The sequence below is a fragment of the Ensifer sp. ENS06 genome (genome assembly GCF_014852205.1).
In the GTDB taxonomy this organism is placed as follows: domain Bacteria; phylum Pseudomonadota; class Alphaproteobacteria; order Rhizobiales; family Rhizobiaceae; genus Ensifer; species Ensifer adhaerens.
The window spans coordinates 117,059-139,874 of the sequence record NZ_JACVBC010000018.1; the positions used below are offsets into that span (position 1 = coordinate 117,059).

Here is a 22,816-nt window from a genome sequence, read left to right on the forward strand (position 1 = left end):
CTCTAGAGGCTGACGCGCTCCACGTAGTAGCGCGGGATCTTCACCCGGTCCCGGTCGCGGTAGAAGTCGATGCAGAAGTCGACGAAGGCCTTGAACCGCTTCGAGACGTGCCGGCGGCGCGAATAGATGAGGTTGATCGCCGTCTGCGGCGAGCGCCAGTCCGATAGCACCGGCTCCAGCAGGCCGGCTTGCCGCTCGGTCTCGACGAAAAAGTCGGGCAGATAGGCGATGCCCTCACCGGCGACGGCGAAATACTTGATCGTCCAGTAGTCGTTGGTTGTGCAGGTCGCCGTCGGCAGCAGGTCCACCTCGTCTTCGCCTGGCTGTGTCAGATACCAGGACTGCAGCCGCGTCGGCTGGCGGAAGACGAGGCCGCGGTGGCCGGCAAGCGCATCCGGATTATCCGGCTGGCCATGGCGGGCGATGTATTGCGGGCTGGCGAAGAGGCCATAAGACGAGACCGAAAGTCTGCGGCTGATGTAGTCGACATCGGACGGCTCGCCCCAATGGAAGATACCGTCGAGCGCCTGTTCGGTGACGTCGGAGAATGGCTGGCGCGAGGACAGGAACACAACGTCGAGATTGACCTGCGGATATTGCTGGCGAAAGGCATAGAGCAGTTCCGAGGTGATCGTCGTGCCGAACTCGCCGGTCGAGCCCACGCGCAGGGTGCCCGCCACCTCCTGGCGCATCTCCGCCATCGCCGTTGCCGCATCGTCGCAATTCGACTGAATGAGCCGGGCGTAGCGCAGGAACTCCGCGCCCGCGTCGGTCACATGCAACTGATGACCCTCGCGCACGAAGAGCTCGATGCCGAACTCATCCTCCAATTGCCGGATCTTGTGGCTGAGTGTTGATTTCGGCAGGCGATGGCGCCTGGAAGCCGCTGAAATCGAACGGGAATCCGCAACTTTCACGAAACAGTCTATGAGCGAAAGATCCATATTTCGTCCAAAATCTTGCACGATATGTCCAGAGGATAGCCTATTTCGGCCCATTGTGTAAACGACTGGGAATTGGGAATATTCACTGGAGCTAAGGGAGAAGAGGTTCCAGTGAGCGATATCAGAGAATTCATTCGCGCCGCATCCGGCACCGGCGGCAAGGCAACGTTGGCGATCCGCGGCGGTCGCCTGGTCAACGTCGTTTCGGAAGAGATCTATCAGGCCGACGTCGCGATCTATGGCGAACGCATCATCGCCGTCGGCGACATCACCGACTATATCGGGCCAGAGACCAGGATCGTCGATGCCACCGGCAAATACCTGGCACCCGGCATGATCGACGGGCATCTGCATGTCGAATGCTCGAAGATGTCGCTGACGAGCTTTGCCAAGGCCGTCGTGCCGCTCGGCACCACCTCGATCGTCACCGGCCTCGACCAGATCATCGTCGTCGGCGGCCCGGCCGCGGCGCGCGAGTTCCTCGACGAGGCAAAACAGACGCCACTCAAGGTCTTCTGGGGCGCGCCGTGCAAGACGCCCTACACCATGCCGCGCTCGACCGTCGGCCACTATTTCAGCCCGGCCGACCACCAGGCGACGCACCACTGGCCGGAATGCGTCGGCATATGGGAAACCGTGCGCGAGTTCATCCAGGAGGAGGACGCCGACGTGCTCGCGGCGCTCGAACTCGCCGAAAAGAGCCGCCTGCCGGTTCTCGGCTGCTGCCCGATGACCCGTGGCGCGCGGCTCAACGGCTACCAGCAGTCCGGCGTTCGCGCCGACCACGAGAGCTACACGCCGGAAGAAATGCTCGAAAAGCTGCGCGCCGGCATGCATGTCGTTGTACGAGAATCCTCGATCTCGCACTTCCTCGCCGACAACCTGCGCATCGTCACGGAAATGGGCGTTAAGGCGCTGCGCCGCATCAGCTTCTGCACCGATGACGTGGTAGCAAGCGACATCCTCAAGCGCGGCCATCTCGACAACATGGTGCGCATGGCGATCGCCATGGGCATTTCGCCGATGGCGGCGATCCAGATGGCGACGATCAACGGCGCCGATGCGCTCCGCATCGACGACAAGGTCGGCTCGATCTCGCCCGGCCGCGCGGCCGACATCCTGCTCGTCGACGACCTGCGCAACTTCACCATCGAAACCGTCGTCGCCAAGGGTGAAGTCGTCGCCCGCAACGGCAAGATGGCGATCGAACTGATCCCGCCGCAGCGCAGCGTCGCACTTCTGAACTCGGTGAAGGTCGCACCGCTTCAGCCCGGCGATCTCAAGGTCGCCTATCACGGCGCCGGCGAGACGGCAGACGCCATGGCGATCGCCGTCACCCCGGAAAAGATCTTCGTGCGCACTCGCCGCGACGTGACGCTTGCGGTCAAGGACGGCCAGGTGCTCGCAGATCCCGCACGGGACGTGCAATACGTCACCGTCGTCGAACGCTACGGCAAGACGAGCAACCGTCCGGTCGCCTTTGCCTCCGGCTTCGGCCTCAAGCAAGGCGCGATCGCCAGCTCCACTGCGCCCGATGACAACAACATCATCTGCATCGGCGCCGATCTCGAGGATATGCGTATCGCCATCAACCACCTGATCGCCAACCATGGCGGCCAGGTCGTGGTCAGGAACGGCAAGGTCGAAGCCTTCCTGCACCTGCCGATCGGCGGCATCGTTTCCGACATCGAGCCGGCCGAGATGGCAGCGCTGGAAGACCAGCTCGACGACGCGGCCCGCGCCCTCGGCTGCCCGCTGCCCTGGCCCTTCATGTACATGTTCGTGTTGCAGATCACGGCGATCCCGGAATATGCGATCACCGATCTCGGTGTCGTCGACTGCGTCGGGCTGAAGGTGATCTCGCCGTTTTCGCCCGCCGGTGGGGACGAGCGCGCCGTCGCTGCGGAATGATGCCTTGGAAGGGGGCCGGTCATGCCGGCCCCCTTCTTCGTTCAAAAAAGGGGAACAAGATGAACTATCAGAACAAGTCCGTGGAGGCGGCACCAAGCCCGGAGACATCCTGGCTCGCAGCGCTGCTCGACCGCTACTTCCAGATTTCGCGGCTCGGCTCGACCGTCCGCACCGAGATCCTCGCAGGCCTCACCACCTTCCTCGCCGCCTCCTACGTCATCGTCGTCAATCCCTCAATCCTGGCGCATGCCGGCATTCCGTTTTCGGCCGGCGTGACGGCGACGGTGCTCGTCAGCTTCATCGGCAGCTGCGCCATGGGGCTCTATGCGCGTAGCCCCATTCTGGTGGCGCCGGGCATGGGCATCAACGCGCTCTTTGCCTACACCATGGTGGTCGGCGCCAAAGTGCCGCTCGAGGTCGCGCTTGGCTGCGTCTTCTGGGCCGGCGTGCTCTTTACCGTCATGGCGTTCTTCAATCTGCGCCAGACGATCATCGAGGCGATCCCTGTCGATCTGCGCTATGGCATCGCCTGCGGCATCGGCCTCTTCATCGCGCTGATCGGCCTGGAAAACGCCAAGTTCATCGTCGCCAACCCCGACACGATCGTTGGTCTCACGCAGTTCAACCCGGTCACCCTCACCTTCATCGCCGGCTTCGTGCTCACGGTGGCGCTGGTGGTGCGGCGGGTTCCGGGCGCGATGATGGCCGGCATGATCCTCACCACTATTCTCTCGATCCCGATCGGTCGCTGGTGGGGCGACGGCAGCGCGTTTTGGCCGGAGACGCCGGATGTGCACACGCTGGTCAACTGGAGCGGTTTCTCCGCTGCACCGGATTTCAGCTTCGTCGGCCAGATCGATCTCCTGGGCGCGCTGAACCTGATCTACCTGCCCTTCATCTTTGTCTTCCTGTTCACCAACTTCATCGAGGCGCTCTCGACCTTCCTTGGCCTTGCGGAAGCGGCAGACCTCAAGGATGAAAACGGCATGCCCCGCAACATCCGGGAATCGATGCATGTCGACGCCATCGCGGCACTGATTTCCGCACCGCTCGGCACCAGCCCGGCGACCGTCTATCTCGAATCCGGCGCCGGCATCCAGCAGGGTGGACGCACCGGTCTCGTCGCGCTGGTCGCGGGTCTGCTCTTCGTGCCCTTCCTGTTTTTGTCGCCGCTGCTTTCTCTGGTGCCGGCGGTTGCAACCGCACCGGTGCTGATCCTCACCGGCCTCTTCATGTCCGAGCCTATCAGCAACATCCGCTGGAGCGCGCTCGACGAGGCGATCCCGGCCTTCCTTGCGATCGTATTAATCCCGCTCACCTTCTCGATCACGCTCGGCCTGTCGCTTGCGATCATCGCCTATGTGCTGATCAAGCTGGTCTGCGGCCGGGCTGGCGATGTAAGACCGGTCATGTGGTTCGTGGCACTGCTCGCCGCAGCGCTCGTCGCCCAGACCCAGTAACCGCCAGAAAATCCGACGGCGCCCTTAATGCAAGGGCGCCGACATCGCCCATCCGAAGGAAACAGTCATGCTTCAATCCTGGTCGAAGACCGCACCCGAACTGGTCGACGTCGCCATGGGCCGCAAGCCCGCCGATCTCGTGATCCGCAACGGCAAATGGGTCAACGTCTACTCCGGCGAAATCATCCCCGGCACCGATATCGCCGTCAAAGCCGGCCGCTTCGCCTATGTCGGTCCGGATGCCAGCCACACGATCGGCGAAGGCACCAAGGTCGTCGACGCCGCCGGGCGCTATCTTGTTCCCGGCCTCTGCGACGCGCACATGCATGTGGAGAGCGGCCTCGTCACCGTCACCGAATTTGCCCGCGCGGTCATTCCGCACGGCACCACCACCATGTTCATCGACCCGCACGAAATCGCCAATGTGCTCGGCCTCGACGGCGTCCGGCTGATGAACGAGGAAGCCCAGAGCCTGCCGATCAACGTGCTGGTCCAGGTACCAAGCTGCGTGCCGAGCGCCCCGGGTCTTGAAACTGCCGGCGCCGAGCTTTCAGCACAGGATGTCGCCGAGGCGCTTGCCTGGCCGAACGTCATCGGTCTCGGCGAGATGATGAATTTCCCCGGCGTTGCCGGAAACGATCCGAAGATGATGGCCGAGATCGCCGCCACCCAGGATGCGCGGCTGACCGTCGGCGGGCACTATGCCTCGCCGCATCTCGGCCGCGAGTTCCACGCCTATGCCGCCGGCGGACCGGCCGACGACCATGAAGGCACGACGGTCGACGACGCAATCGCCCGTGTGCGCCAGGGCATGCGCGCCATGTTGCGCCTCGGCTCCGCCTGGTACGACGTTGCCGCGCAGATCAAGGCCGTCACCGAATCCGGCCTCGACCCGCGCAACTTCCTGCTCTGCACCGACGACAGCCACTCCGGCACGCTGGTTCACGACGGACACATGAACCGCGTCGTGCGCCATGCCATCGCTCAAGGTCTGAAACCCGTGACCGCGATCCAGATGGCGACGCTCAACACCGCCCAGCATTTCGGCCTGGAGCGCGAAATCGGCTCGATCGCACCGGGTCGCCGGGCAGACCTGATCGTCACCTCGGACCTCGCCGCGCTGCCGATCGAAATGGTCTTTGCCCGCGGCGAGCTGATGGCCGAGAACGGCACACTCGCGCGCGATATCCCGGCCTATGACTACCCGGAAAGCGCCCGCAACACCGTCCACCTTGGCCGGTTACTGGCCGCCGCGGATTTCGACATCCCATCCAACGCACGGGCGACGCGCGCGCGGGTCAACGTCATCGGCGTCGTCGAGAACCAGGCGCCGACGCGGGCGCTTCAGGCCGAGGTGGCGATCGAGAACGGCCTCGTGCAGATGGACCGGGCCAACGACGTCTGCCAGATCGCGCTCGTCGAGCGCCACCGCGGCACCGGCGACGTGGTCAACGCCTTCGTCTCCGGCTTCGGCTATGACAGCGATTGCGCCATGGCGAGCACGGTCGCCCATGACAGCCACCATATGATCGTCGTCGGCACGAACAAGGCGGACATGGCTAAGGCCGCCAACCGCCTGCACGAGGTCGGCGGCGGCATCGTCGTCATCAAGGAAGGCCGCGAACTGGCCCTGGTCGAGCTGCCCGTCGCCGGCCTGATGTCGGATCAGCGAGCGGAGATCGTCGCCGAGAAAGCGGCCGCCATCGTCGAGGCCATGCGCGACTGTGGCTGCCGGCTGAACAACGCCTATATGCAGCACTCGCTGCTGGCGCTCGTCGTCATTCCGGAACTGCGAATTTCCGACAAGGGCCTGATCGACGTCCGGACCTTCCAGAAGACCGACGTGATTCTGAGCACGCACTGAGCTTAATAGCGATTGGCCACCGGCAACCCGGTGGCCAACCCGCCCGTGGTTCTTAATTCCGGGTGATCGCGGGATGGGTCAAGCCACATAATCCCCTGAAAACTTCCTTTATGGTTAACCGATACTTAAGCGGAGCCCAACGGCCCCGTTGCCCAGGCGTATCTGCCGTTTGCTTAACCGCGACCGGCCGCAGTAGACGCCCGAAACCCCTGCTGATATGGCGTCCCACAATGGGACATGCGTGTAGGCGGAGCCGAAACGCCCACAGCTGTTCCGCCCCAAATTGCATGCAATGATGGCAAATGATACAAGAGGAAGCTTATATACAACCGTGTGGGGCAAAGAATATCGAGCAGCGCTCGCCATGCTCCGAAGCGAGGTTTCCACAGGTAAGATCGCAGGCAGCCTATTGGCATTGACCCGGGCGGGCGACGCGGTAGCTTTGCAGAAGGACGAGCCGAACCGGAGCGCCGCTGGAGCGGGCTTTTATATTCTTCCGGCGCGTTCGAAACAGAGAGGGAAAGGCAAGCATGCCGGACACTGATGCAACCTTGTCTGCTTCAGCTTCAGTGCAGGATCCCGTTGCGGCTCATATGGACGAGGTTCTCTCGTTCTATGACGAGGCCTTTCATCTGACCAGCGCCTCGCCGGCGCTGCAGGAAACCTACGAAGTCGGCACGCTCGTCGATGCCACCCTGTGGCATCTGTATCCCGAATTGCTTGCGCCCGTTTCCAAGGCGGCGGTGGAATCCGTCATCGCTTACGGCGTGCCGCGCAGCGTCGAGGTGGTCGACGCCGCCACCAAGTCGCGGCGCACGCTGCTCGTCTTTCGCGCCATGCGTGGCATCGGCGTGCTCGAAACCAGCGGCCGCGCGACCCGCCGCGAGATCGGCAGCCATGGCGAAAGCGAACGCGCGCTGCTGTTGCACCAGGCGACCCACGACGTGCTGACCGGCCTGCCCAACCGGCGGCAGTTCAGCGACGACCTGCAGAGCATCCTGCCGACATCCGGCGAGAAGCTTGCGCTGATGCAGATCGACCTCGACGATTTCAAGCCGGTCAACGACACGCTGGGCCACGGCGCCGGCGACGCCGTCCTCAAGATGGCGGCCGAGCGCATTCGCGGCGCCCTTCGCGACGGCGAAGTCGCCTATCGCCTGGCCGGCGACGAATTCGCCGTCATCCAGCGTCAAAGCGACCAGCCGGCGGACGCCGAGTATCTCGCCGAGGCACTGATCGAGGCGTTCAGCGAACCTTTCACGATCGACGGCATTTCCGTCTTCGTCGGCGCCAGCATCGGCATTGCCATTGCGCCGAACGACGGAAACGACATCGAGCAACTGATGAAGGCGGCGGACATTGCGCTCTATGCCGCCAAGAAGGATGGACGAGGCCGGGCAAAGACCTTCAGCCGTTCCATGCTGATCGTGCTGGAACAGCGCGAGATGCTGCGCCGCAGTCTGCGCACCGCGCTGCAGGACAAGCAGTTTTCAATCGAATACCAGCCACTCGTCGAGCCGCCATTTTCGATCGTCGGCTTCGAGGCGCTGGTGCGCTGGCATCATCCGCTGGTCGGCACGATCCCGCCCAACGTCTTCATCCCGATGGCGGAAGCCGACGGCCTGATGAACGAGATCGGCCAATGGGTGCTGGAGGAGGCCTGCCGGCAGGCTGCCACCTGGCCGTCGCATTTCACCGTCGCCGTCAACCTGTCGCCGGCGGAGTTCCTGCGCGAGGGCCTGACGGACCGGATCGCCCAGGCGCTCGACATGGCGGGACTGAGGGCCGACCGGCTGGAGCTGGAAGTCACCGAATCGGTGCTGCTTGAACGCACGACCAACAATCTCGACACGCTGAACACCCTCAACGTGCTCGGCATCCAGATCTCGCTCGACGATTTCGGCACCTTCTATTCGTCGCTCAGCTACCTCAAGAACTTCCCCTTCGATACGATCAAGATCGACCGCTATTTCATCAAGGATCTGGAGAGCGACGAAAAGAGCCAGACGATCGTCCGGTCGATCATCGCCCTTGCCCACGGTCTCGGCATGCGCGTGACCGCCGAGGGCGTCGAGACGATCGGGCAGGCCGTCTGGCTTCGAAAAGAGGGTTGCGACCGTCTGCAGGGTTATTTCCTGGGCATGCCCATGCCGGCGGACGCGATCGGCGCCTATCTTCGCCGCTCATCGGCAATGGCGACGCTGTAGCCCCCGCATCTGTGCGTTGCGCCCGATATGGCGCGAGGCAATACCTGGGTTGTCTTCATGCAAGATCCCGGGGTTGCGTGGTTAGAAATCATTATAGAAAGTGGCGTATGGCCGTGGCAGAGTTCGGGGTGCGGAGGACATTGCTGCATGGGTGCTAGTGTCAATAAGACCACGGAAACGGCTTTCGAGCCGCTGCTTCAGTTCGATATGGAGATGGAAGATTTCCTTTCGGACTGGCACCATTGCGATCATGTCTCGAGCTACCTCGCCCGGATGATCAGCCACAACAGGACCGATCCGGTACGGCATTCCAACTTCTTTTCCTCCGCCCTCAACGAGCTTCTGGAGGTTTCGTTTCGCGGCGGCACCACCGACGGAAAGATCGGCCTGTCGATCTATCGCCAAGGCGCCACGGAACGGGTTCAACTGAGCTTTCCATGCCCACCTGGTCAGGCGCGCTTCTATCGCGAGGCGGTCTCGAAAACCCGCGAGAGCGATGCCCAGGCCCGCTATCTCGACGCCATTTCCAACGACCTTGCCCCCAGCCGGGAATCGGTGCTTCTGGACCTGGCGGTCAACTATGACGCCCGCCTCCGGCTTGACGAGGATGCGGCTCCGGCCATCACCCTGATCGTGGATCTTCCTCTTGAAGGAATGGTGAGTTGATGGCGGCGAGCCTTCCTCAGCGTTTCAAGGTCGACTTCGATCCCAACAGCCAGATCTTCTCGCTTGCCGGAACGATTCGGCCGCGTTCGATCGATGAAATCGCCGAGAGTATCCATGCGCTGAGGGAAGCCATCGATACGGTGCGCGGCGTTCTCTATATCGATGTGAAGCGCCTCATCCAGATGAACAATACGGCCTTCCAGGCCTTCATCCGGGTCGCCCTCGACGCCTGCCGGGAACGGTCGGACCTGCGCCTGATCGTCGTCACGTCAAGCGTCGTCAGCTGGACGACGCGCATGTTCCGGCACCTGAGCACGATCGAGCCGCAGATCTCCGTCGAGGTCTATGATTCGATGTTCTATCCCGGCCAGGACTACTTCGAGGATACGAGCTTCATTCCAATCCTGCGCGCGCAGACCAAATTGACGTGGCGCCACGAGCGCACCATCCTGCCGCGCCACGGCATGCGGCCCGGCATCGCCGTGGCCGACATCTGCTGCGGCATCGGCGATTTCGCCGTGCTCGCGCAGAAGGAGTTCCAGCCGTCGCGGATCGTCGCGCTCGACCACTCGAAGCCGAGCCTCGCCTATGCCCGGAAGGTGGCCGCCGAGTTCGGCGTGACGGGTATCGAATACACCTACGGCGACGCGTCGGAGATGCTGCTTGAGGACAACCAGTTCGACTTCGTGAGTTGCCGCCACTCGCTGCAGGTCTTCAATCAGCCGGAGTTGCTTCTCAAGGAACTCTATCGGATCGTGAAGCCGGGCGGCCGCGTCTACATCACCAACGAGAAGAACTCGCACTGCCTCGGCGAGCCGCGGGCGCAAAGCATCCAATGGACCTACAATGAGCTCGCGCGGCTTTTGAGCAATTTCGAGATAGATGTGGAGTTCGGGCCGAAGAGCCGGCGCTATCTTGCCGACACGGGCTTCGACGACATCCTGGTCGAATCCTTCATGGTCACCAATCTGGACGGTGACCCACAGGATTTCGCCGATATCATCGCCGGCTGGGAGAAGATGTTTGCGGACATGGCGGTGAGGCACGGCGAAACACCCGAATTCATCGAGCGGTTCCGCCAGGGCTTCCGGGATCACATCTTCGCTGCACTGCATCCGAAGGGCTATGCGGGCTGGCCGATCTGGGCAGCGTCCGGGCGCAAACCACTATGAGCGCGAGCAATATCAAACGCCCCCGGTTCGGTTTGAGATCCTTTCGCGCCAAGTTCGTGCTGGTCGTCGGCAGCGCCGTGCTCTTCGACCTCCTGCTGACAGGCGGCCTGGCGCTCTGGAACGTTCAAAGACTGTCGCGCGACGCGACGACGGAAGTCGGACAGGGCCTGCAAAACGCCAACGAAGACTACATGCTCACCTACGCGGAATCGACGGCCGCGCGGGTTAATCTTCTGCTCGGCCAGGTTCACGCCGACGTCGCCACGCTCGCGGGCGTAATCCAGGCGCAGATCGACCGCCCCGTGCGCCGGTCCGACGTCGGCGAGGCCCTTGCGCGGCACGCACCGGAGTCCGTTACCGTCACTTACGATGCCAAAGGTGGGTGGGCGCAGAACCTTCCGGGGCCGCTCTCGAGCGTAAGCGTCTGGAGCTATCTCCTTGGCCCCGACCATCGGCCACTACCCGAGGTACAGGCCGATATCGAGAACAGCGCCGTTCTTGATCTGGTTGCGCCCGCCCTGCTTGCGCACGGCCGCTCCAAACTGCAGATGTACTACGTCGGACCAAAAGAACGGCCGATCTTGCGGATGGCGCCCTATGCGGATCAGGCACAGACGTTCGACCGTCTCTACCCCGGCCATAACGAAGCCAACTTCTGGAACTTCTTCTTCCCCGGCCTCTATGAGTCCTGGGAGGAATGGGCGAAGCAACCGAGCCTCAGGCCCGTTGCAGCCGATACCACGCAAACGGCACCTTACACCGATGCCGCCTCGGGCAAACTGATCGTCAGCTTCTTCCAGCCACTCTGGACGCCCGACCGCAAAGGTGTCGCCGGAGCAACCGGAACCGATATCACGCTCGACCAGCTGGCCGAGGTTGTCGAAAGCGTCAAGGTCGGCGACAGCGGCTTCGGATTTCTGGTGATGTCCGACGGCAACGTGCTTGCCATCAATCCGGTCGGCGAAAAGGTGATCGGCCTGCGGCGGTCCAGCGACACGGGTGGACAAGGCGTCACCGGGTTGGAGCGCTCGCTGCGCCGCAGCGCCCAGCCCGCGATCGCAGAGCTGCCGCTTGGCACCGATGGCGCCATTCAGCGGGTGCTGCTCGATGAGGGTGGTGAGAAGGTCCCCTATCTCATTCTCCTCAAGCAGCTCGAGCCGGAGAACCTCTGGGTTTCCGGCCCGGTGCGCCGCGAGACCATGTCGATCGGCATCGTCGTGCCGGAGCGCGAAATCTATGCCTCGCTGTTTGCGGCACAGGCGAGTATCTCTGAAGCGACGAACCGCATCCTCATCTATCAGATCCTGGCCCTGCTCGCTTCGCTGCTGTTCGTCACGCTCGCCGTATTCGGCATCTCCAAGCGGGTTACCCGCGGCATCAGCGCGCTCGCCGGAGCGGCAACCAGCATCGAGGCGAAGGACTACTCCGTCCGTGTGCCCATCACGACGCGCGACGAAGTCGGTGAAGCCGCTATCGCGTTCAATAGAATGGCTGAGGAGATCAGCTACCATACCGAGAACCTCGAAAACCTGGTGACCGAACGCACCAAGCAGCTCGAGGACGCCAACCATCAGATTTCGACGCTGAATACCCAACTGCGCAGCGAGAACCTGCGCCTTGGCGCCGAACTCGCCGTCGCCAAGCAGATCCAGATGATGGTGCTGCCGAAGGCCGGCGAGCTCGCGGAAATCGCCGATCTCGAAATCGCCGCCTATATGCGCCCGGCCGACGAGGTGGGCGGCGACTACTACGATGTGCTGCGCGACGGTGAGCGGCTGAAGATCGGCATCGGCGACGTGACCGGTCATGGCCTCGAAAGCGGGGTGCTGATGCTGATGGTGCAGTCGGTCGCAAGGGCCCTGCAGGAAGCCGGCGACATGGACCCGGAGCAGTTTCTCAACCGCCTCAACCGCGCCATCTACAAGAACATCGTGCGCACCAACACTGACAAGCATCTGTCGTTGGCCTTCCTCGACTACGACCAGGGCCGCCTGACGCTGTCGGGGCAGCACGAGGAACTGATCGTCGTGCGCAAGGGTGCGGAAATCGAGCGGATCGACACGCTCGACCTCGGCCTGCCGATTGGCCTGGAATCGGACATTTCGCGCTTTGTTGCCACCCGCGAGATCTCGTTCGGCCGCGGCGACATGATCGTGCTGCATACGGACGGCGTGACCGAGGCAGCGAACGCCAAGGGCGAACTGTTTGGCATCGAGCGACTGTGCGAGAGTGCCGGAAAGTTTTACGGACAGAGCGCCGAGGACGTCAAATCGGGTATCATCAACGACCTGATGGCGCATATCGGCAAGCAGAAGATCTACGACGACATCACGCTCGTCGTCATGAGACACAGGTGATCAGATGACCACGCTCTACGGACTGGCGGACCTGACGATCGGCGCCCACCAGAAGATGACCCGGTTGCGTCTTTACGACGGGCCGCTGGATCTCAGCTGGAAGCATTGCGCCATGGCTTCGGATTTCGTCGCCGAACTGGCGGCGCTGCGCTATCGCGCGTCGCGCAACACCTATCGGGAAGTGCGCCACAACATCGGCTACCTCACCAACGAACTGGTCGAGAATGCCGTGAAGTTCCGCGCTTCCGGTTCCGTGGTCGTCGAGGCCGCCCTCGAGGGCCACAGCTTCCGCACGAAAGTGTCGAACGTGATCGACAACGAAGCGGCTGCGCGCTTCCAGGATCTTTTGTCCGAGATCGCCGACGGCGACCCGGGCGACCTGCTCATCGAGCGCATCGAAGCCAACGCAACCGGGCTCGGCAAGAGCGGCTCGGGGCTTGGTCTTTTGACGCTGATGAGCGATTATGGCGTTCGTTTCGCTTGGGTTTTTGGCGCCCAGGGTGACGACGGCGAAACCTCATTGGAGACTTATGCCTCCATTGCGGTCCCAGACCTCTCGAACTGATGAGCCGGTGAACATGGAAAACAAGGACGAAGAAGAGTATCGCGTTTGGTCCGAAGGCAACGATATTCATTTTGAAGGCACGATGCGGCTGCCGGGAACGGAGGCCTATGCCCCGATCTTCTCGACGGTGATGGGCGTTCTGGAGACCGAGCCTGAGCACATCACGATCGACCTCACCGAACTGCAGTTCCTGAACTCGTCCGGGATCAACCTGCTCGCCAAGCTGACGATCGAGGCACGCAACCGCCCGAACGTGCAATTGACGGTGCGCGGAACCTCTGAGATCCCGTGGCAGTCGAAATCGCTGCCGAACCTCAAGAAGCTGCATCCCGGCCTCGATCTCAGGCTCAACTGAGATCACGCGGTGCCGGGACTGCATTCCCGTAGCTAAAGCCTGAGTATCGCGCGCCGACCGGCGCGCGACTGCCATTGCGCGCGCCAGCGCTTCCGCATCCCAGCCACCGACAAATCCTGTCGCCGAAACCGGCCTCACGACGCTTCGACGCCTTCTTCATTCCCCGTCGTCACGCTTGACTCTGCGAACGCCTCACCCTATCCATCAAATCATCTGATGACTTGATGAGCAGACAATGCAACCGATCAATCGTACCAACCTTGCCGAGAGCGCTGCCGAAAGCCTGCGGGCGGAAATCCTCAGCGGCCGCTGGGCTATCGGCGAACGCATTCCCAACGAGACGGCGCTGACCGAGCTTCTGGCGGTGAGCCGCGGAACCGTGCGGGAGGCCGTTCGGGTCCTGATCTCGAAGGGGCTGCTCGACGCCCGCCAGGGCTCCGGCACCTATGTCCGCTCGACGGTCGATAGCTCGGGCGCGCTTGACCGCGTCAAGCGGGCGAGCCTGCGCGACCAATGGGAGGCGCGCGCGGCCCTCGACGTGGAAGCCGCACGCCTGGCGGCGCTGCGGCATACGCCCAAGGATCTGGAACATATGAAGCGCCTTCTTCTCGCCCGCGGCACGGTTTCCGATGGTGGGCGTGAGGCCTTCGGACGGCGCGACATTGCCTTTCATCGGTCGATCGTCGAGGCCTCCGGCAACAGGGCCATCGTCGAGCTCTATGACTTTTTCACTTCGGCCATTCTCGAAACCATTCACTCGACGCTGTCAGGCGACCTGCCGGAGCCGGACGACCGGGCGCATGCGGCGATCGTCGAGGCCATTGCGGCCAGTGATCCGGACAAGGCCGCGGCCGCCGTTCGGGCGTTCATGGCCCCCGTCCTCGCTGAACTTGATCGGCTACTTTCCCAATGAACCAGACTTTTCGTGATCCCCACAAAGCCGAAGCCGCCGAACCGCTGGACATCGAAGACCAGCTTATCGATGCCGAGGCCGACAGCCTGCCGGCACCGCAACCACCGGTGCTGAGCCGCAGCGCCCGCATCCTGCTGGGCGCCAGCCTCGTGCTCATCGCCTTCAACCTCAGGCCGCTGTTTTCAAGTCTCTCGGTGCTGCTGCCCGAGGTGATGCAGGCGACCGGCCTTTCCACCGCCAGCGCCAGCGTGCTCACCACCCTGCCGGTGCTCTGTCTCGGCCTTTTCGCGCCGCTTGCGCCGAAGCTCGCCCAACGCTTCGGTGCCGAACGCACGCTTCTCGGGGTGCTCGTCCTGCTGACGCTCGGCACGGGTCTGCGCGGCGTTCAGTCCGTGCCGCTGCTTTTCCTTTCGACATTTGCGGCAGGTGCGGCGATCGCGATCGGCAACGTGCTGCTTCCCGGGCTCGTCAAGCGTGACTTTCCCGACCGCGCCGCGATGATGACGGGCCTCTATACCATGGCGCTCTGCGCCGGTGCTGCCAGCGCCGCCGGCCTGACGCTGACGATCGAACACCATGTGGTCGGCTCCTGGTCCGGCGCGCTCGCGGCCTGGGCGGTACCCGCCCTCATCGTGCTGATGATCTGGGCACCGCAGGCGCTGCGCGGCAAGGCGCAAGCCCGCCATAGCGGCTTCCGCGTCGTCGACCTCTGGCGCGATCGGCTCGCCTGGCAGGTGACGCTCTTCATGGGTCTGCAATCCGCACTCGCCTATTGCGTCTTCGGCTGGATGGCGCCGATCCTGCGTGAGCGTGGCCTCGATGCCGCAACTGCCGGTGCGGTCGTCTCCGCCTCGATCATGATGCAGGTCGTCACCTGCCTGCTCGTGCCATCCTTCGCCGTAAGGCGCCGCGACCAGCGCGCCGTCTGCGTGGCGCTCGTCGCCGCCGCCGTCATCGCACTGATCGGCATCCTTTTCGCGCCGCTCTCGACGGTGCTCGCCTGGGCCGTTCTGCAAGGGATCGGACAGGGCGGCCTGATTGCTGCGGCGATGACCCTCATTGTGCTGCGCTCGCCCGATTCGCACGTGGCGGCCCATCTCTCCGGCATGGCCCAGGGCGTCGGCTACGTGCTTGCCGCCATCGGCCCCCTGCTTGTCGGCTTCATCCGCAGCTGGACCGGCAGCTTCGCCGCCAGCGCCGTTCTTTTCATCGCGCTCGGCATCGGCGTGGCGATCATGGGTCTCGGCGCCGGCCGGGCGCTGCATGTCGGCGCACGAACGGTCCGGATAGACGTCCGCTAAGACGGACGCGGATCAGCGCCTGCAATGATCCAAAGGGCTCCCCTTCCCAGGCGGAGCCCTTTCTCTCGCTGTCAGCACGCTCGCATCAGGCCGCGGCCACCGCCGCCTGGTAGCGCGGCGCCGGCCGGAAGGTGAGCGCGATCAGGAACGCGCCGAGGCCGATGCCCCAGGAACCGATGTAAAGCCAGGTGTAGCTTGCCAGCGCATCATAGATCAGGCCCCCGGCAATCGGTCCCGTCGCCATGCCAAGGCTGCCAGCCATGGCCGTCCCGCCGATCACCGTCCCCATCATCCGCAAGGGGAAATTCTCGCGGGCAAGCACCGCATAGAGCGGCATGACGCCCGCATAGATGAAGCCGAACAGGGCGGCGACCGCATAGAACGAGCCGAGCCCGGCGGCAAAGACATAGGCAAGCGCGCCGAAGGCCTGGGCCAGAAGTCCAAGAACGAGCACACGTTTGGCCCCGAAACGGTCGCCGAGCAGACCGAAGACGACGCGGCCGCCCATGCCGGCAAGACCCTCGACGCTGTAGATCGACACGGCCGCCATGACCGGAATGCCGCAGGTGATCGCGTAGCTCACCGTGTGGAAGATCGGGCCGGAATGGGTGGCGCAGCAGAAGAAGTTGGTCAGAAGCAGGATGATGAAGAGCGGCGATTTCAGCACCTGGCTGGTCGTCATCGACGAATGGGGCTCTTCCTCGGGCGAGGCCGCGGCAGCACCGTCGGCAAGTGCCGGCGCCTGGCGAACGAGAAACGAGACCGGGATCATGACGACGGCAACGACCAGCGCGATGATCTGCAGAGCGGTTCTCCAGTCGTAGGCGGATACCAGCCAGGCGGCAAAGGGCGACATCGTCATCGGCGCCATGCCCATGCCGGCCGAGACGAGCGAGACCGCGAGGCTGCGATGCGTATCGAACCAGCCGGTAACGCAAGCCATCATCGGCGCGAAGATCGCCGCCGTCGCGGTGCCGACCACGACACCGAAAAGGATCTGGAAGGCGATCAGCGAGGTCGTCCAGCTCGCTGCCATCAGGCTGACGGCCAAGAGCACCGAGCCGATGAGCACGATCGGACGCGCGCCCCATCGGTCGGAAAGGCTGCCCCAGGCGATGCTGGCAAAGGCCATGGCCAGGAAGCCGATGGTCATGGCGCTCGAAACGCCTGTCACCGACCAGCCGGTGTCGCGCGAAATCGGCAGCAGGAACACCGGAAGCGAAAACATGGCGCCGATCGCCAGGCAGCCGAGCAGCCCGCCGGCCGCCACGATGACCCAACGGTAATGCAAATTGGTCATTGCAAATCTCCTTAAAGCCGCCCGGCCGGACGTCCGGCCACGCCGAAAAATTGTGCAACCTGATCGCGCGGCGGACCGTGCCTGGGACATCCCCTCGCCCGCCCGATTGAAAGACGCTCACGCCGACGCCAAGCCGACAGAAGCTTCGAAAGAATTTCATAATAGTTGCATATTCACATTCGATGCAGCCTTGAAGGCATGCGCCCGACTGTTTCCGCTTGATTGTGCGACGAAGCTTCTTTCTGTTGTCCGTTGCCACCTGAGAGATAGATAAAGGCTGGAACACGGCTTGCGGGAGTGACAAGTGTGACGGGATTTCGATGGATTCGCTGATCACCGCCGCGGCGCGAGCACTGGCGTCGGGCGACCCGCTCGGCGCGCTGAAGCGGGTGGCGCTACGCGACGATCCGCCGGCACTGGCGCTGCGCGGCATCGCCATGGCCCAGCTTGGAGACTTCGCCCGCGCAAAGGTCCTGCTGAAGAACGCCGCGCGCGCCTTCGGCCCGAAGGAAGCGGTGGCGCGGGCGCGGTGCATCGTCGCCGAGGCGGAGATCGCCATCGTCTCCCGTGATCTTTCCTGGCCGATGCGGGCGCTCGACGCCGCCCGCTCGACGCTCGAAACCCATGGCGACCACCTCAATGCCGCCCACGCCCGCAATCTCGGGGCACGGCGCCTGCTCTTGATCGGCCGTCTGGACGAGGCCGAGAACTTGCTTGCCGATATCGATACGGCGCGGCTGACACCGCTGTCGAAAGCCGCCCACGACCTGGCGCTCGCCGGCATCGCCGTGCGCCGGTTGCGAACCGAGGCCGCCACCGCCGCCTTCGGGCGGGCGGGCGAAGCGGCACGGGCGACCGGCATTCCGGCCCTGATCTTGGAAGTTGAAAACGCGGCCGCCGTGCTTAAGGCGCCGGCTGCCCGCCTCATGGCGGATGGGGAAGAGCGCTCGCTGCTGCTTGGCGAGGTCGAAGAGCTGCTTGCTTCCGGCGCCCTCGTCATCGACGCCTGCCGGAACCTCGTCCGGAGCCAAGCGACCTTGTGCACGCTTGCCACTCGGCCGGTGCTCTTTGCGCTGGCGCGCGCGCTGGGCGAAGCCTGGCCGGGAGACGTCTCAAGGCGAACCTTGCTCGCCCGGGCCTTCGGCGCACGACATGTCGACGAATCCCACCGGGCAAGGCTGCGTGTCGAAATCGGCCGGCTGCGCGAGGAACTGCGCCCGCTTGCGGATATCACGGCGACGAGCGATGGCTTCCGGCTGGTGCCGCACGGCAAGCACACGGTCGTCGTCCTTGCCCCGCCGGTCGACGAGCGACATGCGACGATGCGGGCGCTGCTGGCGGACGGCGAGGCCTGGTCAAGTTCGGCGCTCGCAATCGCGCTCGACGCCAGCGCGCGCACCGTGCAGCGGGCGCTCGAAGAGCTCGCCTCGCAAGGCAAGGTTATGCCGATCGGGCGCGGGCGGGCACGGCGCTGGGTCGTGCCGCCGATTGCCGCATTCCCGACAGTGTTGTTACTCCCCGGCCCTTTGCCAAACGAATAGGATCAGACCCATGAAAAGATCCGAAGCCGAAATCATCCAGATATATGGCCCGTTCCCCGGGGCAGACCAGGTCCATGGCGTCACCTTCGACGGCCGGAACGTATGGTTCGCCGCCGGTGACACGATCAACGCCTTCGACCCGGAAAACGGTGCGCCCGTCCGCTCGATCGACGTCGCCGCGCATGCCGGTACGGCGTTTGACGGCAAGCACCTCTTCCAGATCGCCGAAGATCGCATCCAGAAGATCGATCCGGAAACCGGGAAAATTCTCGCAACAATCCCGGCCCCGGGCGGTGGCGGCGATTCCGGCCTTGCCTGGGCCGAGGGCACGCTTTGGGTCGGACAGCATCGCGGCCGCAAAATTCATCAGATCGATCCCGAGAACGGCGCAATCCTGCGCACGATCGAATCCAAGCGCGTCGTGACCGGGGTGACCTGGGTCGACGGCGAACTCTGGCACGGCACCTGGGAGGGTGACGAAAGCGATATCAGGCGCATCGATCCGCAAACGGGAGCCGTGCTCGAAACGGTCGCCATGCCGACCGGAATGGGCGTATCGGGCCTGGAGTCCGATGGCGGAGAGCGCTTCTTCTGTGGCGGCGGGCCGAGCGGCGTCGTCCGGGCTGTTCGCCGGCCGAAGCGGGCGCGCTGAAACTCGCGATAAGATCCAGGATCGGCGCGGCTGCGCGCCGCTGTCGGTGCGGCGCCGGCACTACAGCGCCGCGCGCCTTTGAGGCGCATAGAGGGCGCTGTAGCGCTTCGAAGCGCTGCATGTTCCGTCCGCAAAACCGGCGATGAATAGGGAACCATGCAGTAGCGTTGTCCCGGCACGGTCCGCAATACCCGGACACCGCGGACCGTGCCCGAGCTTTAGGCCTTAATGAAGGCGAGCAGGTCGGGATTGATGACATCGGCATGGGTTGTCAACATGCCATGTGGATAACCCTCATAGACCTTGAGCGTGCCGTTCTTCAGCAGCTTCACCGCCAGTCGCGCGCTGTCGTCGATCGGCACGATCTGGTCGTCGTCGCCGTGCATGACCAGCGTCGGCACGTCGATCGCCTTCAGGTCCTCGGTGAAGTCGGTTTCGGAGAAGGCCTTGATGCCTTCGTAATGGGCCTTGGCGCTGCCCATCATGCCCTGACGCCACCAGTTGCGGACGACGCCTTCCGATACTTCGGCACCCGGGCGGTTGTAGCCGTAGAACGGGCCGGCCGGAACGTCGAGGAAGAACTGGGCGCGGTTGGCAGCAAGCGCCGCCCGGAAACCGTCGAACACCTCGATCGGCAGGCCGCCCGGATTGTTTTCGGTCTTGACCATGATCGGCGGCACCGCGCCGACGATGATCAGCTTGGAAACCCGGCCGCCGCCGTGGCGCGCCACGTAAGCCACCGCTTCGCCGCCACCGGTGGAGTGACCGATGTGGATCGCATCGCTGAGGCCGAGCTTGGTGGTCAGCGCCGCAACATCCTTCGCGTAGTGTGCAATGTCGTGTCCCTCGCTCACCTGCGTCGAACGGCCATGGCCGCGGCGGTCATGGGCGATGACCCGGTAGCCCTTGCTGACGAAATAGAGCATCTGCGCATCCCAATCGTCCGCCGACAGGGGCCAGCCATGGTGAAAGACGATGGGCTGGCCCGAGCCCCAATCCTTGTAGAAGATATCGACGCCGTCTTCAGTCCTGACGAAGTTCTCGGTCATGGGAACGGTTCCTTTGTTTGGGTTGGGTGTATGTCTTCGAGATGTGGCCCCGGCGCGAGATCCGCGCCGGGACGTGCGGTCCGCGTCAACCGAGATGGGGGTGGTTGATCGCGAGAAAGTGGTTGACGACCGGCGCGGCCGGCCCCTTGTGGTAGCGGCGGACATCGTCCTGAATGTCGGCATCGGCCTTCGACACGCGCTTGTGCTGGCGCAGATGCTCTGCCCAGGATTCGACCATAAACCATTCGACCAGCCGTCCGGGATCGGCCGCGTCCTCGGTCACGCCCCAGCCATAGGCGCCGTCGCGCCGCCGCTCGTGCGACAGGCGGGCGAGCGCCTTCAGGAACTCGGACCGATCCGCCTTGTCGATCGTATATTCGATCAGGACGAGAACCGGTCCGCGGTCGTGTTCGACCGGCTCGCTGGTCAGCGGCTCCGGCCAATGATTGGAAGGTATGAGATCCGCCTCACCTTTCGGCAGCTTCATGGCGTGGAAGGCGAAGCCGACTGAGAGAAGGCCGATGGCCGCCACGGCGAGCGTGAAGGGCACGCCGATCGCCGAGGCGGTCGCGCCCCAGGCAAGGCTCCCGCCGGTCATCGCGCCGTTGAAGACGGTCAGATAGACGGCGAGCGTGCGTCCGCGCACCCAGTTGGGCAGGATCGCTTGCGCGGTGCTGTTCAGCGTCGTCAACGCCGTGATCCAGGCCGCACCACAGACGAGCAGCGCCGCCACCGCCACCCATTGCGCCGGCGCGAAGGAAAGCACGCCCATGACGGCGGCGGTCAGGACCGCGGACAAGAGCAGCAATCCGTCGGCATCCATCCGGGCCCGCAAGCGCGGCATCACCAGCGCGCCGCCGATCGCGCCGGCGCCGACGGCGCCGAGCAGGATGCCGTAGAAGCTGGCGCCGCCGCCGAGAAGCTGGCGGGCGACCAGCGGCAGCAGCGCCCAGATCGCACTTGAAAAAGCGAAAAACACGGCTGCACGCAAAAGCACCACATGCAGCTCGCGGCTGGCGCGCGCATAGCGCAGGCCGGCCCGGAAGGCGCCGAGGAAGCGCTCGGCGAGCGCGTCGTCCTCCGGCATCTGCCGCCGCCACCAGACCAATGCGGCAATGACGAAGACATAGCTGATGACATCGACGCCATAGGTGACGGCCGCGCCAAACCATGCAAGCAGCAGGCCGCCAAGCGCCGGGCCGATCGCGCGGGAGATGTTGATGCCGAGCGAGTTCAGCGCGACCGCGCCCTTGACGTCCGGTCGCGACACGAGCTCCGGCACGATCGCCTGCCAGGTGGGGGCAACCAGCGCTGCGCCGATGCCACCGACAAAGGTAAGCGCAATCAGCGAGGTCACCGACTGCAGCCCGCTTGCAGAGAGGAACAACAGGCAGAGGCTCGCAGATGCGAGCAGGAACTGCACGACGATCAGGAATTTGCGTCGGTCGAGAATATCGGAGAGCACGCCGGCGGGAATGGCGAGCAGGAAGATCGGCAGCGTCGCGGCCGCCTGGATCATCGAGACGGCGGCGGGCGTTGCCGACAGGTCGGTGACGAGCCAGGAGCTTGCGACATCGCGGATGAAGCTGCCGGTGTTGCCGATGATGGTCGCCACCCAGAGCACGGCGAAAACCTTCTGGCGCAAGGGCGCGAAAGTGCCGGCGTTGTTGGTCGCTGCCTGCGTCATTGGCCGCCCCTCTCCGTGGATGCACGTTCGCGCAGATCATAAACTGCAACGAGCACGAATGCGCCGGCAAGGCCGATATGTTCGAAGAAACCGTTTGTCGCCATCGCGCGCTCCATGCCGGGCGGCAGTTCCCAGAAGCGGAATGCGAGCAAGGTGGCGACGAGCGTGAAGGCCGCAAGCGCGCCTGCCGCCGCCCAGCGGTAGAAGCCTGAGAGGACGAGAGCCGACATCGCAAGCTCAAACACGATGACGCCGACAGCAAAGAGCGGTGCCGGATAGAGGCCGAAATGCTCCATCTCGGCAAGCGCGCCCGGGAAGTCGAAAATTTTCGTCAAGGGTCCCTGGATATAGGCCGAGCAGAGCGCCAGCAACCCGACGAATATGACACGGTTGCCGGAAAGGCCCGGCCGGAGGCGAACGGCGAGACGGTTTTCGAGGGAAGAGGGGCTCAATCTTTCGTTTCCTTGTCAGGCGGTCTTCGGCTTGATGGGCGGCAAAGCCGCCCCTCATCGATTTTTCGGCCATTTCAAAGCGGTGATCGCGCTCTGGGATATGCCTTGGTAGTAGGCTCCATGCTTCGCCGGCGGATGGTTCACCACGACTTTCGCCGAGAGGTGCCGGACGCCCTCAGTCGGCGAGGCCGAGGCCTGCTCCGGTCCGAGCGATGCGTTGAGCAAGATTGAGACCGCGGCCATCGCGACGGCGCCGGCTTTCGTGCGCATTCTGCGTCTCCCTTCCGCTATCGTCACACCGCCCAGCAGGAGCATCCAAGCGCGCCGAAGAAACCCTTAAGGTCGGCGATCGGCAGTTTCGACGTCCAGGCGCCGGCATGATCGTGGCCATGGACGCCGCAATCGCTGGCGCAGCCGCAC

19 protein-coding genes are annotated in these 22,816 nt (G+C 64.0%); 13 read left to right on the forward strand and 6 right to left on the reverse strand.

From position 1 onward, the window contains the following. Window positions 1-2: 2 nt before the first annotated feature. Entirely contained in the window at window positions 3-944 is a 942-nt protein-coding gene (locus tag IB279_RS33740; protein WP_060606177.1) for a LysR family transcriptional regulator, read from the reverse strand. A 111-nt stretch (window positions 945-1,055) separates the two neighbouring features. Here IB279_RS33740 and IB279_RS33745 point away from each other — a divergent pair, with 111 nt between their 5' ends. The 11 genes from IB279_RS33745 to IB279_RS33795 all read left to right on the forward strand — a co-directional run bounded on the left by IB279_RS33745 (window position 1,056) and on the right by IB279_RS33795 (window position 15,715). Beyond that, on the forward strand, window positions 1,056-2,855 hold the full coding sequence (locus IB279_RS33745; RefSeq protein ID WP_060606174.1) for an adenine deaminase: 1,800 nt from the start codon (window positions 1,056-1,058) through the stop codon (window positions 2,853-2,855). 59 nt (window positions 2,856-2,914) lie between these two features. After that, a complete protein-coding gene (locus IB279_RS33750) occupies window positions 2,915-4,315 on the forward strand; it encodes an NCS2 family permease (protein ID WP_060520030.1) in 1,401 nt (466 codons plus the stop codon). Window positions 4,316-4,382: 67 nt separating this feature from the next. Further along, a complete protein-coding gene (gene ade, locus IB279_RS33755) occupies window positions 4,383-6,179 on the forward strand; it encodes an adenine deaminase (RefSeq protein WP_192340644.1) in 1,797 nt (598 codons plus the stop codon). 530 nt (window positions 6,180-6,709) lie between these two features. Then, window positions 6,710-8,386, forward strand: coding sequence for a bifunctional diguanylate cyclase/phosphodiesterase (locus IB279_RS33760; protein WP_060606168.1), 1,677 nt, complete (start codon window positions 6,710-6,712; stop codon window positions 8,384-8,386). 147 nt (window positions 8,387-8,533) lie between these two features. Then, entirely contained in the window at window positions 8,534-9,052 is a 519-nt protein-coding gene (locus IB279_RS33765; RefSeq protein ID WP_034790260.1) for a hypothetical protein, read from the forward strand. Then, the gene (locus IB279_RS33770) at window positions 9,052-10,224 is read left to right on the forward strand and encodes a class I SAM-dependent methyltransferase (RefSeq protein ID WP_060606165.1); all 1,173 of its coding nucleotides are present in this window, start codon (window positions 9,052-9,054) and stop codon (window positions 10,222-10,224) included. The genes IB279_RS33765 and IB279_RS33770 overlap by 1 nt, the downstream gene beginning before the upstream one ends. Further along, window positions 10,221-12,581, forward strand: coding sequence for a SpoIIE family protein phosphatase (locus tag IB279_RS33775; RefSeq protein WP_060606162.1), 2,361 nt, complete (start codon window positions 10,221-10,223; stop codon window positions 12,579-12,581). The genes IB279_RS33770 and IB279_RS33775 overlap by 4 nt, the downstream gene beginning before the upstream one ends. Before the next feature lie 4 nt (window positions 12,582-12,585). Next, on the forward strand, window positions 12,586-13,146 hold the full coding sequence (locus tag IB279_RS33780; protein WP_034790266.1) for an ATP-binding protein: 561 nt from the start codon (window positions 12,586-12,588) through the stop codon (window positions 13,144-13,146). Between the two features lie 13 nt (window positions 13,147-13,159). Next, window positions 13,160-13,501, forward strand: coding sequence for an STAS domain-containing protein (locus tag IB279_RS33785; RefSeq protein WP_034790268.1), 342 nt, complete (start codon window positions 13,160-13,162; stop codon window positions 13,499-13,501). 235 nt (window positions 13,502-13,736) lie between these two features. Then, the gene (locus tag IB279_RS33790; protein ID WP_060520000.1) at window positions 13,737-14,414 is read left to right on the forward strand and encodes a FadR/GntR family transcriptional regulator; all 678 of its coding nucleotides are present in this window, start codon (window positions 13,737-13,739) and stop codon (window positions 14,412-14,414) included. Then, window positions 14,411-15,715, forward strand: coding sequence for an MFS transporter (locus tag IB279_RS33795; protein WP_192340646.1), 1,305 nt, complete (start codon window positions 14,411-14,413; stop codon window positions 15,713-15,715). Before IB279_RS33790 ends, IB279_RS33795 begins: the two co-directional genes overlap by 4 nt. An 85-nt stretch (window positions 15,716-15,800) precedes the next feature. On the opposite strand, the gene IB279_RS33800 is transcribed toward IB279_RS33795, so the two are convergent. Next, window positions 15,801-17,015 carry an MFS transporter gene (locus IB279_RS33800; RefSeq protein WP_112983766.1) on the reverse strand — a complete coding sequence of 405 codons (1,215 nt, stop codon included), beginning with the start codon at window positions 17,013-17,015 and terminating at the stop codon, window positions 15,801-15,803. Window positions 17,016-17,335: 320 nt separating this feature from the next. Between IB279_RS33800 and IB279_RS33805 the strand changes: the two genes are divergently transcribed. Then, a complete protein-coding gene (locus IB279_RS33805; protein WP_112983767.1) occupies window positions 17,336-18,556 on the forward strand; it encodes a helix-turn-helix domain-containing protein in 1,221 nt (406 codons plus the stop codon). Window positions 18,557-18,566: 10 nt separating this feature from the next. After that, complete coding sequence (locus tag IB279_RS33810) at window positions 18,567-19,208, forward strand: DUF5074 domain-containing protein (protein WP_034790276.1); 642 nt, start codon at window positions 18,567-18,569, stop codon at window positions 19,206-19,208. A gap of 218 nt (window positions 19,209-19,426) precedes the next feature. Here the strand turns inward: IB279_RS33810 and IB279_RS33815 are convergent, their stop codons facing one another. From IB279_RS33815 to IB279_RS33830, 4 genes are all read right to left on the reverse strand, one after another. Beyond that, on the reverse strand, window positions 19,427-20,257 hold the full coding sequence (locus tag IB279_RS33815) for an alpha/beta fold hydrolase (RefSeq protein WP_060520010.1): 831 nt from the start codon (window positions 20,255-20,257) through the stop codon (window positions 19,427-19,429). 85 nt (window positions 20,258-20,342) lie between these two features. Further along, a complete protein-coding gene (locus IB279_RS33820; RefSeq protein WP_192340648.1) occupies window positions 20,343-21,944 on the reverse strand; it encodes an MFS transporter in 1,602 nt (533 codons plus the stop codon). Beyond that, window positions 21,941-22,396, reverse strand: a complete 456-nt coding sequence (locus IB279_RS33825) for a DoxX family protein (protein ID WP_192340650.1) — start codon at window positions 22,394-22,396, stop codon at window positions 21,941-21,943. The genes IB279_RS33820 and IB279_RS33825 overlap by 4 nt, the downstream gene beginning before the upstream one ends. Window positions 22,397-22,450: 54 nt before the next feature. Then, window positions 22,451-22,666, reverse strand: coding sequence for a hypothetical protein (locus IB279_RS33830; protein ID WP_060520016.1), 216 nt, complete (start codon window positions 22,664-22,666; stop codon window positions 22,451-22,453). Between the last annotated feature and the right edge of the window lie 150 nt (window positions 22,667-22,816).

What these genes read in the sequence shown, in the direction of transcription:
- IB279_RS33780 (WP_034790266.1), top strand. Translation starts at nt 12,586, where the DNA reads ATGACCACGCTCTACGGACTGGCGGACCTGACGATCGGCGCCCACCAG.
- IB279_RS33750 (WP_060520030.1), top strand. Translation starts at nt 2,915, where the DNA reads ATGAACTATCAGAACAAGTCCGTGGAGGCGGCACCAAGCCCGGAGACA.
- IB279_RS33775 (WP_060606162.1), top strand. Translation starts at nt 10,221, where the DNA reads ATGAGCGCGAGCAATATCAAACGCCCCCGGTTCGGTTTGAGATCCTTT.
- IB279_RS33795 (WP_192340646.1), top strand. Translation starts at nt 14,411, where the DNA reads ATGAACCAGACTTTTCGTGATCCCCACAAAGCCGAAGCCGCCGAACCG.
- IB279_RS33790 (WP_060520000.1), top strand. Translation starts at nt 13,737, where the DNA reads ATGCAACCGATCAATCGTACCAACCTTGCCGAGAGCGCTGCCGAAAGC.
- IB279_RS33785 (WP_034790268.1), top strand. Translation starts at nt 13,160, where the DNA reads ATGGAAAACAAGGACGAAGAAGAGTATCGCGTTTGGTCCGAAGGCAAC.
- IB279_RS33810 (WP_034790276.1), top strand. Translation starts at nt 18,567, where the DNA reads ATGAAAAGATCCGAAGCCGAAATCATCCAGATATATGGCCCGTTCCCC.
- ade (WP_192340644.1), top strand. Translation starts at nt 4,383, where the DNA reads ATGCTTCAATCCTGGTCGAAGACCGCACCCGAACTGGTCGACGTCGCC.
- IB279_RS33815 (WP_060520010.1), bottom strand. Translation starts at nt 20,257, where the DNA reads ATGACCGAGAACTTCGTCAGGACTGAAGACGGCGTCGATATCTTCTAC.
- IB279_RS33760 (WP_060606168.1), top strand. Translation starts at nt 6,710, where the DNA reads ATGCCGGACACTGATGCAACCTTGTCTGCTTCAGCTTCAGTGCAGGAT.
- IB279_RS33800 (WP_112983766.1), bottom strand. Translation starts at nt 17,015, where the DNA reads ATGACCAATTTGCATTACCGTTGGGTCATCGTGGCGGCCGGCGGGCTG.
- IB279_RS33820 (WP_192340648.1), bottom strand. Translation starts at nt 21,944, where the DNA reads ATGACGCAGGCAGCGACCAACAACGCCGGCACTTTCGCGCCCTTGCGC.
- IB279_RS33765 (WP_034790260.1), top strand. Translation starts at nt 8,534, where the DNA reads ATGGGTGCTAGTGTCAATAAGACCACGGAAACGGCTTTCGAGCCGCTG.
- IB279_RS33830 (WP_060520016.1), bottom strand. Translation starts at nt 22,666, where the DNA reads ATGCGCACGAAAGCCGGCGCCGTCGCGATGGCCGCGGTCTCAATCTTG.
- IB279_RS33770 (WP_060606165.1), top strand. Translation starts at nt 9,052, where the DNA reads ATGGCGGCGAGCCTTCCTCAGCGTTTCAAGGTCGACTTCGATCCCAAC.
- IB279_RS33805 (WP_112983767.1), top strand. Translation starts at nt 17,336, where the DNA reads ATGGATTCGCTGATCACCGCCGCGGCGCGAGCACTGGCGTCGGGCGAC.
- IB279_RS33740 (WP_060606177.1), bottom strand. Translation starts at nt 944, where the DNA reads ATGGATCTTTCGCTCATAGACTGTTTCGTGAAAGTTGCGGATTCCCGT.